The sequence below is a fragment of the Pseudomonas baetica genome (genome assembly GCF_051216495.1).
GTDB classification, from domain to species: Bacteria; Pseudomonadota; Gammaproteobacteria; order Pseudomonadales; family Pseudomonadaceae; genus Aquipseudomonas; species Aquipseudomonas baetica_B.
Window position 1 is genome coordinate 1 of sequence record NZ_JBPKAM010000050.1, and the last position, 16,168, is coordinate 16,168.

Annotated in this window: 16 protein-coding genes; 15 read left to right on the plus strand and 1 reads right to left on the minus strand. The window is 59.2% G+C overall.

The window, feature by feature from the left end:
* The first annotated feature begins 200 nt into the window (after positions 1–200).
* The 8 genes from fliL to flhB are packed head-to-tail and all read left to right on the plus strand — an operon-like array spanning position 201 to position 5,595.
* On the plus strand, positions 201–701 hold the full coding sequence (gene fliL / locus ACSFE6_RS18135; RefSeq protein ID WP_435428911.1) for a flagellar basal body-associated protein FliL: 501 nt from the start codon (positions 201–203) through the stop codon (positions 699–701).
* A gap of 9 nt (positions 702–710) precedes the next feature.
* A complete protein-coding gene (fliM, locus tag ACSFE6_RS18140; protein ID WP_435428912.1) occupies positions 711–1,679 on the plus strand; it encodes a flagellar motor switch protein FliM in 969 nt (322 codons plus the stop codon).
* Positions 1,680–1,724: 45 nt separating this feature from the next.
* On the plus strand, positions 1,725–2,198 hold the full coding sequence (fliN, locus tag ACSFE6_RS18145) for a flagellar motor switch protein FliN (protein WP_435428913.1): 474 nt from the start codon (positions 1,725–1,727) through the stop codon (positions 2,196–2,198).
* Entirely contained in the window at positions 2,199–2,639 is a 441-nt protein-coding gene (gene fliO, locus ACSFE6_RS18150; protein ID WP_435428914.1) for a flagellar biosynthetic protein FliO, read from the plus strand.
* Positions 2,639–3,397, plus strand: a complete 759-nt coding sequence (fliP, locus tag ACSFE6_RS18155) for a flagellar type III secretion system pore protein FliP (protein WP_435428915.1) — start codon at positions 2,639–2,641, stop codon at positions 3,395–3,397. Before fliO ends, fliP begins: the two co-directional genes overlap by 1 nt.
* Positions 3,394–3,663 (plus strand): flagellar biosynthesis protein FliQ, encoded by a 270-nt coding sequence (fliQ, locus tag ACSFE6_RS18160; RefSeq protein ID WP_110964383.1) that lies wholly within the window; start codon positions 3,394–3,396, stop codon positions 3,661–3,663. The genes fliP and fliQ overlap by 4 nt, the downstream gene beginning before the upstream one ends.
* Positions 3,664–3,675: 12 nt before the next feature.
* Positions 3,676–4,452, plus strand: a complete 777-nt coding sequence (fliR, locus tag ACSFE6_RS18165) for a flagellar biosynthetic protein FliR (RefSeq protein WP_435428954.1) — start codon at positions 3,676–3,678, stop codon at positions 4,450–4,452.
* A 3-nt stretch (positions 4,453–4,455) separates the two neighbouring features.
* On the plus strand, positions 4,456–5,595 hold the full coding sequence (gene flhB / locus ACSFE6_RS18170) for a flagellar biosynthesis protein FlhB (protein WP_435428916.1): 1,140 nt from the start codon (positions 4,456–4,458) through the stop codon (positions 5,593–5,595).
* Positions 5,596–5,807: 212 nt separating this feature from the next.
* Here the strand turns inward: flhB and ACSFE6_RS18175 are convergent, their stop codons facing one another.
* Positions 5,808–6,878 (minus strand): RHS repeat-associated core domain-containing protein, encoded by a 1,071-nt coding sequence (locus tag ACSFE6_RS18175; protein ID WP_435428917.1) that lies wholly within the window; start codon positions 6,876–6,878, stop codon positions 5,808–5,810.
* A gap of 445 nt (positions 6,879–7,323) precedes the next feature.
* Between ACSFE6_RS18175 and flhA the strand changes: the two genes are divergently transcribed.
* From flhA to ACSFE6_RS18210, 7 genes are all read left to right on the plus strand, one after another.
* Positions 7,324–9,414 carry a flagellar biosynthesis protein FlhA gene (gene flhA, locus ACSFE6_RS18180; protein ID WP_435428918.1) on the plus strand — a complete coding sequence of 697 codons (2,091 nt, stop codon included), beginning with the start codon at positions 7,324–7,326 and terminating at the stop codon, positions 9,412–9,414.
* Positions 9,415–9,425: 11 nt separating this feature from the next.
* Positions 9,426–10,751 (plus strand): flagellar biosynthesis protein FlhF, encoded by a 1,326-nt coding sequence (flhF, locus tag ACSFE6_RS18185; RefSeq protein WP_435428919.1) that lies wholly within the window; start codon positions 9,426–9,428, stop codon positions 10,749–10,751.
* 116 nt (positions 10,752–10,867) lie between these two features.
* Positions 10,868–11,698: a flagellar synthesis regulator FleN gene (fleN, locus tag ACSFE6_RS18190; RefSeq protein WP_008001746.1), complete on the plus strand. Its 831-nt coding sequence runs from the start codon at positions 10,868–10,870 to the stop codon at positions 11,696–11,698.
* Complete coding sequence (gene fliA, locus ACSFE6_RS18195) at positions 11,695–12,435, plus strand: RNA polymerase sigma factor FliA (protein WP_007894214.1); 741 nt, start codon at positions 11,695–11,697, stop codon at positions 12,433–12,435. The genes fleN and fliA overlap by 4 nt, the downstream gene beginning before the upstream one ends.
* Before the next feature lie 166 nt (positions 12,436–12,601).
* Positions 12,602–12,973 (plus strand): chemotaxis response regulator CheY, encoded by a 372-nt coding sequence (locus tag ACSFE6_RS18200; RefSeq protein ID WP_003183998.1) that lies wholly within the window; start codon positions 12,602–12,604, stop codon positions 12,971–12,973.
* Between the two features lie 19 nt (positions 12,974–12,992).
* Positions 12,993–13,781 (plus strand): protein phosphatase CheZ, encoded by a 789-nt coding sequence (locus ACSFE6_RS18205; protein ID WP_435428920.1) that lies wholly within the window; start codon positions 12,993–12,995, stop codon positions 13,779–13,781.
* A 54-nt stretch (positions 13,782–13,835) separates the two neighbouring features.
* Positions 13,836–16,121 (plus strand): chemotaxis protein CheA, encoded by a 2,286-nt coding sequence (locus ACSFE6_RS18210; RefSeq protein ID WP_435428921.1) that lies wholly within the window; start codon positions 13,836–13,838, stop codon positions 16,119–16,121.
* Positions 16,122–16,168: the final 47 nt, after the last annotated feature.

Genomic DNA, 16,168 nt, shown 5'->3' on the forward strand with positions numbered 1-16,168 from the left:
AAGGAAGTTTTGGGTGGGGCAGTTGGGTGGAGGGGGCGGTTGCCCCCTCCCCCCTCCCCCCCCCCCCCCTCTCCCCCCCCCCCCCCCCCCCTCCCCCACAGTAGTTTTGCGACGTTACCCCTTCCCGAACGTTCTGGCATAACACTTGCTCTTGCCTATCCGTGCGACTGTGAAAACCCGATTAGTGACGGATTATTGGCATGGCGAAGAGCGACGCAGCAGTAAAAGACCCCGCAACCAAAGGCAAACTCAAACTGATTATCGTGATCGTGCTGGCCTTGCTGCTGGCGATCGGTTTGTCCGTGGGGGCGACCTGGTACTTCATGCACAGCGCCCAGAGCAAGCCTGCCACCGCGGCCGAAATCGCTCCGGTGGGCAAGCAACCGGCGATTTTCGAATCGATGGCGCCGGCGTTTGTTGCCAACTACAACCAAAACGGTCGTCAGCGCTACATGCAGGTGAGCATCACCATGCTCGCGCGAAACCAGGCCGATCTGGATGCACTCAAAATCCACATGCCGGTAATCCGCAATAACCTGGTCATGCTGTTTTCCGGCCAGGACTTCGCCACGCTCGCGTCGCCGGTCGGCCAGGAAATGTTGCGTCAGAAGGCCACGGCCAGCGTCCAGGAAGTGGCGCAGAAAGAACTCGGCAAAGTGGTCGTCGAACAGTTGCTTTTCACTAATTTCGTACTGCAGTAGGAACACGACATGGCCGTGCAGGATCTACTGTCCCAGGATGAGATCGACGCGCTGTTGCATGGCGTGGACGATGGTCTGGTACAGACCGAGAACGCTGCCGAACCCGGCAGTGTCAAAAGCTATGACCTGACCAGCCAGGATCGCATCGTCCGTGGACGCATGCCGACGCTGGAAATGATCAACGAACGTTTCGCCCGCTACACGCGTATCAGCATGTTCAACATGCTGCGCCGTTCGGCGGACGTTGCGGTCGGTGGCGTGCAGGTGATGAAGTTCGGCGAATACGTGCACTCGCTGTACGTACCGACCAGCCTCAACCTGGTCAAGATCAAGCCACTGCGTGGCACCGCGCTGTTCATTCTCGACGCCAAGCTGGTGTTCAAGCTGGTGGACAACTTCTTCGGCGGCGACGGCCGTCACGCGAAGATCGAGGGGCGTGAATTCACCCCGACCGAACTTCGCGTGGTGCGCATGGTGCTGGAACAGGCCTTCATCGACTTGAAGGAAGCCTGGCAGGCGATCATGGAAGTGAACTTCGAGTACATCAACTCGGAAGTAAACCCGGCCATGGCCAACATCGTCGGCCCGAGCGAAGCCATTGTGGTGTCGACCTTCCACATCGAACTCGATGGCGGTGGCGGCGACCTGCACGTGACCATGCCGTACTCGATGATCGAGCCGGTGCGCGAGATGCTCGACGCCGGCTTCCAGTCGGACCTCGACGACCAGGACGAGCGCTGGGTCAATGCCTTGCGCCAGGACGTGCTGGATGTCGACGTGCCGATCGGCGCCACAGTCGCCCGCCGTCAGTTGAAGCTGCGCGACATCCTGCACATGCAGCCGGGGGACATCATCCCGGTGGAAATGCCGGAAGACATGATCATGCGCGCCAACGGCGTGCCGGCCTTCAAGGTCAAGATGGGCTCGCACAAAGGCAACCTCGCGTTGCAGGTGATCGAGCCGATTGAGCGCCGCTGACCGGCGCTCCAACCCTATTTGAAATGACTGCTTCTGATCGGGCAGTTGCTCGCCGAGGACAAATTGATGACTGACGATATGAACAACGACCAGACGCTGGCTGACGAGTGGGCTGCGGCCCTGGAAGAGTCAGGTGATGGCGGTCAGGCCGACATCGATGCGCTGCTGGCCGCCGACGCGGGTGTTTCCAGCTCGAACCGGGTGCCAATGGAAGAATTCGGCAGCATGCCGAAAAACAATGATCACGTCAGCCTGGAGGGCCCGAACCTGGACGTGATCCTCGATATCCCTGTGTCGATCTCCATGGAAGTGGGCAGCACCGACATCAACATCCGCAATCTGCTGCAACTCAACCAGGGTTCGGTGATCGAGCTTGATCGTCTGGCCGGTGAGCCGCTGGACGTACTGGTCAACGGCACGCTCATCGCCCATGGCGAGGTAGTAGTGGTCAACGAGAAGTTCGGCATCCGCCTGACCGACGTGATCAGCCCAAGCGAACGCATCAAGAAGTTGCGCTGAGTGAAAAAGCTTCTTTGGGGCCTGTTGGCGCTGCCACTCAGTGTGCTGGCGGCCGAGCCTGCTGCGACGACCGCTGCTGCTCCGGTAGCCGGCAGCGGTGTGGCCGGGCAATTGACGCAGCTGGTGCTGGGTTTGTTGCTGGTGCTGGGGTTGATCTTCTTCCTCGCCTGGCTGTTGCGTCGGGTGCAGCAGGCCGGTCCCGCTGGCAAGGGGCAGGTGATAGAACTGATCGGTTCCCGCGCCCTCGGTCCCCGCGAGCGCCTGATGCTGGTACAGGTCGGCAACGAGCAGATCCTGCTGGGCCTCAGCCCCGGCACCATCACCGCGTTGCATGTGCTTAAAGAGCCGGTTGAAGTGCCTGCTACCGCCGAGAAAGCGACTCCGGAGTTTGCCCAGCATCTGATGAAGATGCTGGGCAAGGATCAGAAGGATAAGAAGTAATGGGTGCGTTACGCATCGTCTTGACGCTGGCCCTGATGCTGGCCGCGCCGCTGGCATTCGCCGCCGATCCGTTGTCGATCCCGGCGATCACCCTGGGCACCAATGCAGAGGGCGCCCAGGAATATTCGGTCAGCCTGCAAATCCTGCTGATCATGACCGCGCTGAGTTTCATTCCGGCGTTCGTCATGCTGATGACCAGTTTTACCCGGATCATCATCGTCTTCTCGATTCTGCGTCAGGCCCTGGGCCTGCAGCAGACACCGTCGAACCAGATCCTCACGGGCATGGCGCTGTTCCTGACCCTGTTCATCATGGCCCCGGTGTTCGACCGGGTTAACCAGGATGCCTTGCAACCGTACCTGGCGGAAAAGATGAGCGCCCAGGATGCCGTGGCGAAGGCTCAGGTGCCGATCAAGGATTTCATGCTCGCCCAGACCCGCACCAGCGATCTGGAGTTGTTCATGCGCCTGTCCAAACGCGCGGACATTGCCTCGCCGGATCAGGCGCCGCTGACCATCCTGGTGCCGGCGTTCGTGACGTCCGAGCTTAAAACCGCCTTCCAGATCGGCTTCATGATCTTCATTCCGTTCCTGATCATCGACCTTGTCGTGGCCAGTGTGCTGATGGCCATGGGTATGATGATGCTGTCGCCGCTGATCATTTCCCTGCCGTTCAAAATCATGCTGTTCGTGCTGGTCGATGGCTGGGCGCTTATTATCGGCACCCTGGCCAGCAGTTTCGGTGGTGTATCGCCATGACCCCTGAAGTCGCCGTCGACATCTTCCGCGAAGCCCTGTGGCTGACCACCCTGATGGTGGCGGTGCTGGTGATTCCCAGCCTGCTGGTCGGCCTGATCGTGGCGATGTTCCAGGCCGCTACCCAGATCAACGAACAGACCCTGAGCTTCCTGCCGCGCCTGCTGGTGATGCTGGTGACCCTGATCGTGGCCGGCCCGTGGCTGGTACAGACGTTCATGGAGTACATCCTGCAGCTGTATCACAGCATTCCGCAGGTCATCGGCTAAGCCATGTCGTCGCTGCTCCAGCTGACGGATACCCAGATCAGCACTTGGGTGGCGACCTTCATGTTGCCGCTGTTCCGTGTCGGCGCCTTGCTGATGGTGATGCCGGTGTTCGGTACGACGCTGGTGCCCAAGCGCATTCGTCTCTATTTCGCCCTGGCGATCACCGTCGTGCTTGCGCCCAACCTGCCACCCATGCCATCGGTCAATGCACTGTCCCTTGGCGGGTGGATGCTGATTGGCGAGCAGATCCTCGTCGGCGCGGTCCTGGGTTTTTCCCTGCAACTGTTCTTCCAGGCATTCGTGGTGGCCGGGCAGATCATTTCTATTCAGATGGGCATGGGCTTCGCCTCGATGGTCGACCCCACCAACGGCGTGTCGGCGGCGGTGATCGGGCAGTTCTTCACCATGCTGGTGACGCTGATGTTCCTGGCAATGAACGGTCATCTGGTGGTGTTCGAAGTGCTCGCCGAAAGCTTCACCACACTGCCGGTGGGCAACGCTTTGATGGTCAATCATTTCTGGGAGCTGGCCGGCAAACTGGGCTGGGTGCTTGGCGCCGCTCTGATGCTGGTGTTGCCGGCGATCACCGCGCTGCTGGTGGTCAACATCGCGTTTGGCGTAATGACCCGGGCGGCGCCGCAATTGAACATTTTCTCCGTCGGCTTCCCGCTGACCCTGGTGCTCGGGTTGTTCATCGTCTGGGTCGGGTTGGCGGACATTCTCAATCAGTATCAACCGCTGGCCTCCGAGGCTTTGCAGTTTTTACGCGAACTGGCAAAGGCGCGCTGAGTCATGGCTGAGAGCGAAAGCGGTCAGGACAAAACAGAAGACCCCACGGAGAAAAAGAAAAAGGACGCCCGTGAGAAGGGCGAAATTGCACGCTCCAAGGAACTCAACACCCTGGCGATCATGCTCGCCGGCGCCAGCGCACTGTTGATATTCGGCGGTGCTTTGGCCCAGGAAATGATGGAGCTGATGCGCCTGAATTTTTCCCTGTCCCGGGACGTGGTGCTTGACCAGCGCTCGATGGGCATCTTCTTGCTGCATTCCGGGAAAATCGCCTTGCTGGCGATTCAACCGGTGATGATCACCTTGCTGCTGGCCGCGCTGATCGGCCCGATTTCCCTCGGTGGCTGGCTGTTCTCCGCCAGCACCATGGCCCCCAAGTTCAGCCGAATGAACCCCGGCGCAGGCCTCAAGCGCATGTTCTCGGCCAAGGCCGTCACTGAACTGCTCAAGGCCCTGGCCAAGTTTTTTATCATTCTGTTTGTGGCGCTGGTGGTGCTGTCGTCGGATATTGACGACCTGCTGCGCATCGCCCATGAGCCGATGGACCGAGCGATCACCCACAGCCTGCAAGTGGTCGGCTGGAGCACTTTGTGGATGGCCTGCGGGCTGATCATCATCGCTGCCGTCGACGTGCCGATCCAGCTGTGGGAAAGCATCAAAAAACTGAAAATGACCAAGCAGGAAGTGCGCGACGAGCACAAGGACCAGGAAGGCCGACCAGAGGTCAAGCAGCGGATTCGCCAGCTGCAACGGGAAATGTCCCAGCGGCGGATGATGGCGGCGATCCCCGAGGCCGACGTGGTCATCACCAACCCGACCCACTACGCCGTGGCCCTCAAGTACGACCCGGACAAAAGCGGGGCGCCGATGCTCATCGCCAAGGGTAGCGATTTCCTGGCTCTAAAAATCCGCGAAATTGCCCAGGCCAATGAGATTCTGTTGTTGGAATCGCCGGCGTTGGCGCGTTCCATTTATTACTCGACGGAGCTTGAGCAAGAAATCCCTGGCGGGCTCTATCTAGCGGTGGCGCAGGTGTTGGCCTACGTCTATCAGATCCGCCAATACCGGGCGGGCAAGGGCAAACGCCCGGACCCGCTTAAGGATGACTTGCCGATTCCGCCGGATTTGCGGCGCGATTCCTGATTTTTTCGTTGTTGGTGTTGGCCTCTCGCGGGCAAGCCGCTGCCTGCTCTCTCGCATACCGGGTCTATTTCATTTGCGAATGGTGCAAGAGAAGCAAAATCTGTAGGAGCGAGCCCCGCGTGCAGTAGCCTCAGTTCTGGTGGCGCAAATCCGATTAATTGCTCTATTTCGGATCGAATGGAAAATTTAGAAGTAGGTGTTCCCTTTTTTCTCTAATTTCTGAATGGGTATCTTCTATTTTCGGTAATGTCGAAGGTATGTTTTTCCGGGAACTCGTGATCTCTTATCGCCCGAAGCTTGGCTCTTGAAGCGAGTATTCCTGGCCTCTCTCCAGCTAATGCAGAATCGTTTGCGCCGAGCCTGGCGGTGCGTTTTTCAAATGTTACATTCCAAGAATCGGCATCCTTCACAAAGTTGTCTGAATAATTTTTTCGAGAGAAATTACTTAGGTTTATATCTCCGATCGAGAGATCTAGGTCCTTAATTATTCTGGCGTGCCCTACACTTTTGTTGGCGAGAATCTGTAGTTGGTTTCCTGGTATGGAGCTGAAGCTCAACTGTTGGAGTGTCGGAGAGTTGATCGTTTCTTTTGCCGGGCCAATTCCTTCACGAAGCGTCGAAAATCCATTGTCGATACTTGAAATTGAGCCGTAATCATCCTTAGTGAGCTTGAGCGCTCTTTTAATTGGTGCTGTCTGTCTTTTCATGCGATGGATGCTTCTTAGCAGTATTGCCACGACCTTGAAGGAGGCTTGGCCGCCGGGATCTTTTCGGTTTGCAGGATCATTCAGGCAGTACACATAAGAATTTACCCCTCCTTTTCCAAAGGGGCTCAAGTTGTCGGGGCTGTTGAATCGCATCAACATCGGATTAAACGTCCGGTATCCATTACCTAGCAAATAGTGTCCCGTTACCGGATCCGGTCGTTCGCCGTTGAATCCAAGCAAGCTGAGCAATTTATTCAAGTGCGGTTGGTAGCCATACGGCGAGTAACTGACGCGCTGTAGTGGGTCGTTTTCGTTGGTTGTCTGTAGTACCGAACGCTGTTGATCCGTACCCAGAAGCGATGTTTCGTATGCACCGTTTTCAATCTGCTGTTGCGCCAGCAACTGATCGTCATGCTGAACGATGGAATTGCTCGCCGCACCATGGATCTGGGTGGCCAACCGGCTCTTGCAGTAGTAACGCTGGTGCTCTGGCTCATTCGGCAGTCTATTGGCGATCAGCCGGTCGAGGGGATCGTACCGATATTGGTTAAGGAGGGCTGCGACCGGCGATGGCATAGGTGAGTGCTCCGAAGGTTTGAAGTGCTGACGCTCAGTATTGGTGGTTTCGCATGTGGCTGGGTACTAGCAGATCTGATAGGTTTGCTGGATTCGGCTGTTGGATTTGATCCTCTGTCCAGTTTGAACCTTGGTCATGTAGTTTGATTCGGGCTTGCGCTGGCAGTTCTGGCCTCTTCGCGAGCAGGCTCGCTCCCACAGGGGAGCTGTGTCGTGCGCTGGGTCCGGGTTGCCTCGATCATTGTGGGAGTGAGCCTGCTCGCGAAGAGGCCCGGCCAGGCGACACAAATTCTTCTGCAATCCCCTCTATTTCAACCCTTCACAAAAGTTGGAAAGCTTCTTGCAGTAGCCCCACTGCGCCCGCTTCAGGCGTCAAAAGTTTGCTTTAAAGGCACGGGGATTACCGGTGGATCGCTCTCAGTTACTCAACACGACACGCACGCACATGGCAGACCTCAGCCGAGGCAATCTGGGCGTGCCGCTGTTGCTGCTGGTCATGTTGGCGATGATGATGTTGCCGGTCCCGCCGTTCCTGCTGGACGTGTTTTTCACCTTCAACATCGCCCTGTCGATTGTCGTGTTGCTGGTCTGCGTCTACGCCTTGCGGCCGCTGGATTTCGCGGTGTTCCCGACCATCTTGCTGGTGGCAACGCTGTTGCGACTGGCGCTGAACGTTGCCTCGACGCGGGTGGTGATGCTCCATGGTCAGGAAGGCCATGCTGCCGCCGGTAAGGTGATCCAGGCCTTCGGTGAGGTGGTGATCGGCGGTAACTACGTGGTCGGTATCGTGGTCTTCGCCATTCTGATGATCATCAACTTCGTCGTGGTGACCAAGGGTGCCGGGCGTATTTCCGAGGTGAGCGCGCGCTTTACCCTCGATGCGATGCCCGGCAAGCAAATGGCGATCGACGCCGACCTCAACGCCGGTCTGATTGATCAGGCCCAGGCCAAGGCCCGTCGTGCGGAAGTGGCTCAGGAGGCCGAGTTCTACGGTTCCATGGACGGTGCCAGTAAATTCGTACGCGGTGACGCCATCGCCGGTTTGCTGATTCTGTTCATCAACCTGATCGGCGGCATGGCGGTCGGTATCTTCCAGCACAACATGAGCTTCGCCGATGCTGGCAAGGTTTACGCGCTGTTGACCATCGGTGACGGTTTGGTGGCGCAATTGCCATCACTGCTGTTGTCCACCGCAGCAGCGATCATGGTGACCCGTGCTTCCGGTTCCGAAGACATGGGCAAGCAGATCAATCGCCAGATGTTCGCCTCGCCCAAGGCTTTGGCCGTATCCGCTGGCCTGATGGCAGTGATGGGGCTGGTGCCTGGCATGCCGCATTTTTCCTTCCTGACCATGGCCGCCCTGGCGGCGGGTGGTGCCTACCTGTTCTGGAAAAAGCAAAACCAGGTCAAGGTGCAGGCGTTGGAGGAGGTCAAGCGCCAGCAGGAACTGTTGCCTTCGCCGGCCCGTGCCCAGGAAACCAAGGAGCTGGGTTGGGATGATGTGACGCCAATTGACATGATCGGTCTGGAAGTGGGCTACCGCCTGATTCCGCTGGTGGACCGCAATCAGGGCGGTCAACTGCTGGCGCGGATCAAGGGCGTGCGCAAGAAGCTGTCCCAGGACCTGGGGTTCCTGATGCCGACCGTGCACATCCGCGACAACCTCGACCTGGCGCCGAGCGCCTATCGTCTGACCCTGATGGGCGTGATTCTGGCCGAGGCGGAGATCTATCCGGACCGCGAGCTGGCAATCAATCCGGGGCAGGTTTACGGCACGCTCAATGGCATAACCGCCAAAGATCCGGCTTTCGGTCTGGAAGCGGTGTGGATCGAAATCAGCCAGCGCGCCCAGGCGCAATCGCTGGGTTACACCGTGGTCGATGCCAGCACCGTGGTGGCGACGCACTTGAACCAGATTCTGTACAAGCACTCCAGCGAGCTCATCGGCCACGAGGAAGTGCAGCAACTCATGCAGTTGCTGGCGAAAAACTCGCCGAAACTCGCCGAGGAGCTGGTGCCGGGCGTGCTGTCGCTGTCGCAATTGCTCAAGGTTCTGCAGGCGCTGTTGGCCGAGCAGGTGCCGGTGCGCGACATTCGCAGCATTGCCGAAGCCATCGCGAACAACGCTTCCAAGAGTCAAGATACTGCCGCCTTGGTGGCCGCGGTGCGCGTTGGCGTATCCCGCGCAATCGTGCAAAGCATTGTAGGGACTGACTCGGAGCTGCCAGTTATCACGCTGGAGCCAAGGTTGGAACAAATATTGCTCAATAGTCTGCAGAAGGCAGGACAAGGCTCGGAAGAGGGTGTTCTGCTGGAGCCAAGCATGGCCGAGAAGCTGCAGCGTTCGTTGATCGATGCGGCGCAGCGTCAGGAGATGCAAGGTCAACCGGTGATTCTGCTGGTGGCCGGTCCGGTCCGCGCGATGCTCTCGCGGTTTGGCCGACTGGCAGTACCGGGTTTGCACGTGTTGGCTTACCAGGAAATCCCTGACAACAAGCAAGTGACCATCGTTGCGACAGTAGGGCCCAACGGCTGAGGTAGTGGGTTATGCAAGTTAAGCGTTTTTTCGCCGCCGATATGCGTCAGGCCATGAAACTGGTTCGTGATGAGCTGGGCGCCGATGCCGCCATCATTGGCAACCGCCGGATCGCCGGCGGTGTCGAGCTGACGGCTGCCCTGGATTACAAGCTGTCGGCGCTGGCTCCGCGGGTTCCGAACATGGAGCTCGAAGATGAGCTGCGCAAAACTCAATCGCGGATCGTCACCGCCCAGGCCGAATTGAGCCTGCGCAGCGAAGGCGAGAGCGACAACGCCACCAATCGCCAGTTGTTTGCCGGCCTGCCGTTGACTGCCGCCGAGCCACTGATCGAGCCGACCTATACCGAGCCTCGTCGCCCTGCGCCGGCCCCTGCTGCCGCGCCTGCTATCGACCAGCGTGTGTTCGACTCGATGCGTTTCGAGCTCAACGGCCTGCGTGAATTGCTGGAAGTGCAGCTAGGGTCTTTAGCGTGGAACCAGCTGCAAGGCAGGCGTCCGGACCAGGCCAATCTCTGGCGCCGCCTGCAGCGCATCGGCCTGTCCGGCCCGTTGTCGCGGGATTTGCTGGCGCTGATTACCGATATCGAAGAACCCCGTCAGGCGTGGCGCATGTTGCTGGCGCACCTGGCGCGGATGATCGTCACCCCGGAAGTCGAACCGCTGGAAGAAGGCGGCGTGATTGCCATGGTCGGCCCGGCCGGCATGGGCAAGACCACCACCCTGGCCAAACTGGCGGCCCGTTATGTGTTGAAGTATGGCGCGCAAAACATCGCGCTGGTGAGCATGGACAGCTACCGTATTGGTGCCCAGGAACAACTCAAGACCCTTGGTCGGATTCTCAACGTGCCGGTGACCCACGTCGATCCGGGGCAATCGCTGGTACAGGCGCTGGATCCACTGCTGCGCAAGCGCGTGGTGCTGATCGACACCGCAGGCCTGCAGGCCAGCGATCCGGCACTGCGCATGCAGCTTGAAAGCTTGGCAGGGCGAGGCATTCGGTCGAAAAATTACCTGGTCCTGGCAACCACCAGCCAGAAACAGGTTCTAACCGCCGCTTATCACAGTTACAAGCGTTGCGGCCTGGCAGGCTGCATCCTGACTAAACTGGATGAGACGGCAAGTCTGGGCGAGGTGTTGAGCCTGGCCATCAGCCATGAATTGCCGGTGGCGTATCTGACCGACGGCCCGCGTATTCCGGATGATTTGCATCTGCCGCGTCGTCATCAACTGGTCAGTCGCGCCGTCAGCGTGCAAATGCAGGAAGAGCCCAGCGAAGAAGCCATGGCTGACATGTTCGCTGACATCTACCACAGCCCCACCAAGCAGGTTGGCTGAGGTGAAAATGAATAGTTTGTGTACCTACATCGATGGTCTGCCATGCATTGTTCCAGTAGCGAACGCGCAGCCAGTAATGTGGCCTCCGTCTATGCAAGACAAGGTAATGAAATAACATGGGCAGCATGCATCCCGTACAGGTGATCGCGGTGACCGGCGGCAAAGGTGGCGTCGGGAAAACTAACGTGTCAGTGAACTTGTCCCTGGCTTTGGCTGAACTTGGCCGGCGCGTCATGTTGCTGGACGCCGACCTGGGGTTGGCGAACGTCGACGTTCTGCTGGGCCTGACACCCAAACGTACCCTGGCCGACGTGATCGAAGGCCGCTGCGAGCTGCGCGACGTCCTGTTGCAGGGGCCTGGCGGTATCCGCATCGTTCCGGCCGCTTCCGGTACCCAGAGCATGGTTCATTTGAGCCCGGCGCAACACGCCGGCCTGATCCAGGCGTTCAGTGATATCGGCGACAACCTCGATGTACTGGTGATCGACACAGCTGCGGGTATTGGTGACTCGGTAGTCAGTTTCGTACGCGCCGCGCAGGAAGTGTTGCTGGTGGTGTGCGACGAGCCGACCTCGATCACCGACGCCTATGCATTGATCAAGCTGTTGAACCGCGATTACGGCATGAATCGTTTCCGCGTCCTGGCCAACATGGCCCAGAGCCCGCAGGAAGGCCGCAACCTGTTCGCCAAGTTGACCAAGGTCACCGATCGCTTCCTCGACGTTGCCCTGCAATACGTCGGCGCCGTGCCGTACGACGAAAGCGTGCGCAAGGCCGTGCAGAAGCAACGTGCCGTTTACGAAGCCTTTCCGCGTTCCAAGTGCTCGCTGGCTTTCAAGGCGATCGCACAGAAGGTCGATACCTGGCCACTGCCTGCCAATCCGCGCGGGCACCTGGAGTTTTTCGTCGAGCGCCTCGTGCAACAAACGGCAGGACCCGTGCTATGACAGCCAGCGGTTACAACCTCTACAAGAAGTCGGCGCGTGACGCGCAGTACGAGCTGATCGAGCGTTACGCGCCACTGGTCAAACGCATTGCCTATCACTTGCTGGCGCGTTTGCCGGCCAGTGTCCAGGTCGAGGACCTGATCCAGGCCGGGATGATCGGACTGCTTGAAGTGTCGACCAAATACGATGCCAGCAAGGGCGCAAGTTTCGAGACCTACGCGGGCATTCGCATCCGCGGCGCCATGCTCGATGAAGTGCGCAAGGGGGACTGGGCGCCACGTTCGGTCCACCGCAATACCCGCATGGTCAGCGACGCCATTCGTTCGATTGAAGCTAAAACCGGCCGTGACGCTAAAGATCACGAAGTTGCGGCCGAACTCCAATTGAGTCTCGACGATTACTACGGGATTTTGAACGACACCCTGGGCAGCCGGTTATTCAGTTTCGACGATCTGTTGCAGGACGGCGAACACGAAGGGCTGCACGAGGATGGCGCGAGTGCTCATCTCGAACCGTCACGCGATCTGGAGGATGAACGCTTCCAGGCGGCGCTGGCGGACGCGATTGCCAATTTGCCGGAGCGTGAGCGACTGGTGTTGGCGCTGTACTACGACGAAGAATTGAATCTCAAGGAAATCGGCGAGGTCCTGGGGGTCAGCGAATCTCGGGTCAGCCAGTTACACAGCCAGTGCGCGGCCCGTTTGCGGGGGCGTTTGGGAGAGTGGCGAGCGCGCTGAAGGCAGTGTGGGGGCACTGCGATGTGGCTGGCGGGGTGATGAACCGCGCCGGTCTCGATCCGCTGTACCCCACACAGTCATCGAGTGCTTTGCCAGATTGATTGAAATGGCGCGTCCAGGTGCTGGGCGCGTTTTAGTCTGCTTGGAGGTCGAATTGGACAAGAACATGAAAATCCTCATCGTTGATGACTTCTCAACGATGCGGCGGATCATAAAAAACCTGTTGCGTGACCTTGGGTTCACCAACACGGTCGAGGCCGACGATGGCACCACCGCCATTCCGGTACTCAACAGCGGGAGCATCGACTTTCTGGTGACCGACTGGAACATGCCTGGCATGACCGGTATCGATCTGCTGCGCCACGTGCGTGCCGATGAAAAGCTCAAGCACCTGCCGGTGCTGATGGTGACCGCTGAAGCCAAGCGCGAGCAGATCATCGAAGCGGCCCAGGCCGGTGTAAACGGTTATGTGGTCAAACCCTTCACGGCCCAGGCGTTGAAAGAAAAAATCGAAAAGATTTTTGAACGCATCGGTTGAACCGCGCCACGGGGGAGCTATGGGATATAACGAGACTTCGCAGGGCGATTTTGAATCCACCCTGAAAAAACACGCCGTCGAACTGGTCGCGAGCCTTGAGAAAGGCAAGTTCGGCGATGCTGTGCAATTGATCCATGAGCTCAATCAGACCCGTGACCGCGGCCTGTATCAGGAAGTGGGCAAGCTCACCCGCGAGCTGCACAGCGCGATCGTCAATTTCCAGATTGACCCGCACATGCCGCAAGCCGAGGAAGTGTCACAGATCACCGATGCCACTGAGCGTCTGGGGTATGTTGTGAAACTCACCGAGGCCGCCGCCAACCGCACCATGGATCTGGTGGAAAACGCCACGCCGCTGGTCAACCGCCTGAGCGATGAAGCCCAGGCCTTGAGCACGGACTGGGGGCGATTCATGCGCCGTGAAGTCGGGGCTGAAGAGTTCCGCGAGTTGGCCCGGCGAGTCGACGGTTTCCTGGCGCGCAGCAGTGAAGACGGCCGCACCGTGTCGAGCAACCTCAACGACATCCTGTTGGCCCAGGATTACCAGGACCTCACCGGTCAGGTGATCAAGCGTGTGACCCAACTGGTCACCGAAGTTGAAAGCAACCTGCTCAAGCTCGTTCTCATGGCCAGCCACGTAGACCGCTTTGCGGGCATCGAGCATGACCGTGAGGCGATGCTCGCCGAAAAAGATCCACAAAAACATCTCTCTCAGGGTGAAGGTCCGCAGATTCATGCCGATAAAAGAGAAGACGTTGTATCCGGTCAGGATGATGTGGACGACTTGTTATCCAGCCTGGGTTTCTAGGGTTTGGAATTTTAGGTTTTTTGGGTTTTTGAACCTGTTAGGAGCACACCATTAATGAGCTTCGGCGCCGATGAAGAGATCCTTCAGGATTTCCTGGTTGAGGCCGGCGAGATTCTAGAGCAACTGTCCGAACAGCTGGTCGAGCTGGAAAGCCGACCGGATGATGCGGACTTGCTCAATGCAATTTTTCGCGGTTTTCACACTGTAAAAGGGGGCGCCGGCTTCCTCCAGCTCAACGAGCTGGTGGAGTGCTGTCACATCGCCGAGAACGTGTTCGACATCCTGCGCAAGGGCGAACGCCGCGTCGATTCGGAATTGATGGACGTGGTTCTCGAAGCACTGGACGCGGTGAACAGCATGTTCAGCGAAGTCCGCGAGCGCAGCCCGATCACGGCGGCCACACCTGAATTGCTCGCTGCCCTGTCCCGTCTGGCCGAGCCGCAAACGGCTGACGAGGCCGCACCGGCGCCCGTCGTCGAGGTGGTTGAAGAACCTGTTGCCGAAAGCCAATCGGGTGACATCACCGACAATGAATTCGAACAACTGCTGGACTCGCTGAGCGCCGTCAAGGCTCAAGCCGAGGCGCCGGCGGCCGCGCAGCCACCAGCCAGCGATGACGCGGCCAGTGACGAAATCACCGATGCCGAGTTCGAGTCGCTGCTCGACCAATTGCACGGTAAAGGACAGTTCGCCGTCGATGCGCTGTCTTCGGCACCCGCCGCGCCTGAAGCACCGAAAGCCGAGGGCGACAGCTCCGATATCACCGACGACGAATTCGAAGCGCTGCTCGATCAATTGCATGGCAAGGGTAACTTTGCCGTGGATGCGCTGGAGTCGGCGATCGCCTCGGCGGCTCCGGTAACACCCGCCGAGCCTGCTGCTGCCGCAGCCGGTAGCGACCTGATCACCGATCACGAGTTCGAATCGCTGCTCGACGAACTGCACGGCAAAGGCAAGTTCACCGACGTCGGCGCTGCGAACGCATCGGCAACAGGCGCTGCAACGACGACTGGCGCCAGCGCCCCGGTTGCCGCCCCAGCGGCCAGGGCCGCAGCACCCGCGGCCAAGACGCCTGAGCCGAAAGCCGAAAAACCGGCTCCAGCCGCCGCAGCTGCGCCGGCTCCGGCCCGTGCCCCGGCTGCTGCGCCAGCGGAAAAACCGGTCAGCGAAGCCGAGACCACCGTACGCGTCGACACCGCGCGTCTCGACGAAATCATGAACATGGTCGGCGAGTTGGTGCTGGTGCGTAACCGTCTGGTCCGCCTGGGCCTCAACAGCGGCGACGAAGCCATGTCCAAGGCCGTGTCGAACCTCGACGTGGTCACGGCCGATCTGCAGACCGCAGTCATGAAGACCCGGATGCAGCCGATCAAGAAAGTCTTCGGGCGCTTCCCGCGCCTGGTTCGCGACCTGGCTCGACAGCTCAAGAAAGAGATCAACCTGGAACTGGTCGGTGAAGAAACCGACCTCGACAAGAACCTTGTCGAGGCCTTGGCCGACCCGTTGGTCCACTTGGTGCGCAACGCGGTCGACCACGGTATCGAGTCACCGGAAGAACGCGAAGCCTCCGGTAAGGCCCGTGGCGGCAAGGTGATCCTGGCCGCAGAGCAGGAAGGCGACCACATCCTGCTGTCGATTTCCGATGACGGCAAAGGCATGGACCCGAACGTCCTGCGCTCCATCGCGGTGAAACGCGGTGTGATGGACAAGGATGCGGCCGATCGCCTGAGCGACACCGAATGCTACAACCTGATTTTCGCCCCGGGTTTCTCGACCAAGACCGAGATTTCCGACGTGTCGGGCCGTGGCGTGGGCATGGACGTAGTGAAAACCAAGATTTCCCAGCTCAACGGTTCGATCAACATCTACTCGGCCAAGGGCCAGGGTTCGAAGATCGTCATCAAGGTCCCGTTGACCCTGGCGATCATGCCGACACTGATGGTCATGCTCGGCAACCAGGCGTTCGCGTTCCCGCTGGTGAACGTCAACGAGATCTTCCACCTCGACCTGTCGACCACCAACGTGGTGGATGGCCAGGAAGTGGTGATCGTGCGGGACAAGGCGCTGCCCTTGTTCTACCTCAAGCGCTGGCTGGTCAGCTCCGCCGCTCACGAAGAGCAGCGCGAAGGCCATGTGGTGATCCTTTCGGTGGGCACCCAGCGGATCGGCTTCGTCGTCGATCAGCTCGTGGGCCAGGAAGAAGTGGTCATCAAGCCATTGGGCAAGATGCTCCAGGGAACCCCGGGCATGTCGGGCGCCACCATCACCGGTGACGGTCGCATCGCGCTGATTCTCGATGTTCCGAGCATGCTCAAGCGTTACGCCGCACGGCGTATTTGATTCTGGTGGAGCGGGGCGACTGGGCCTGGCTCCATCTAACGGAGTGT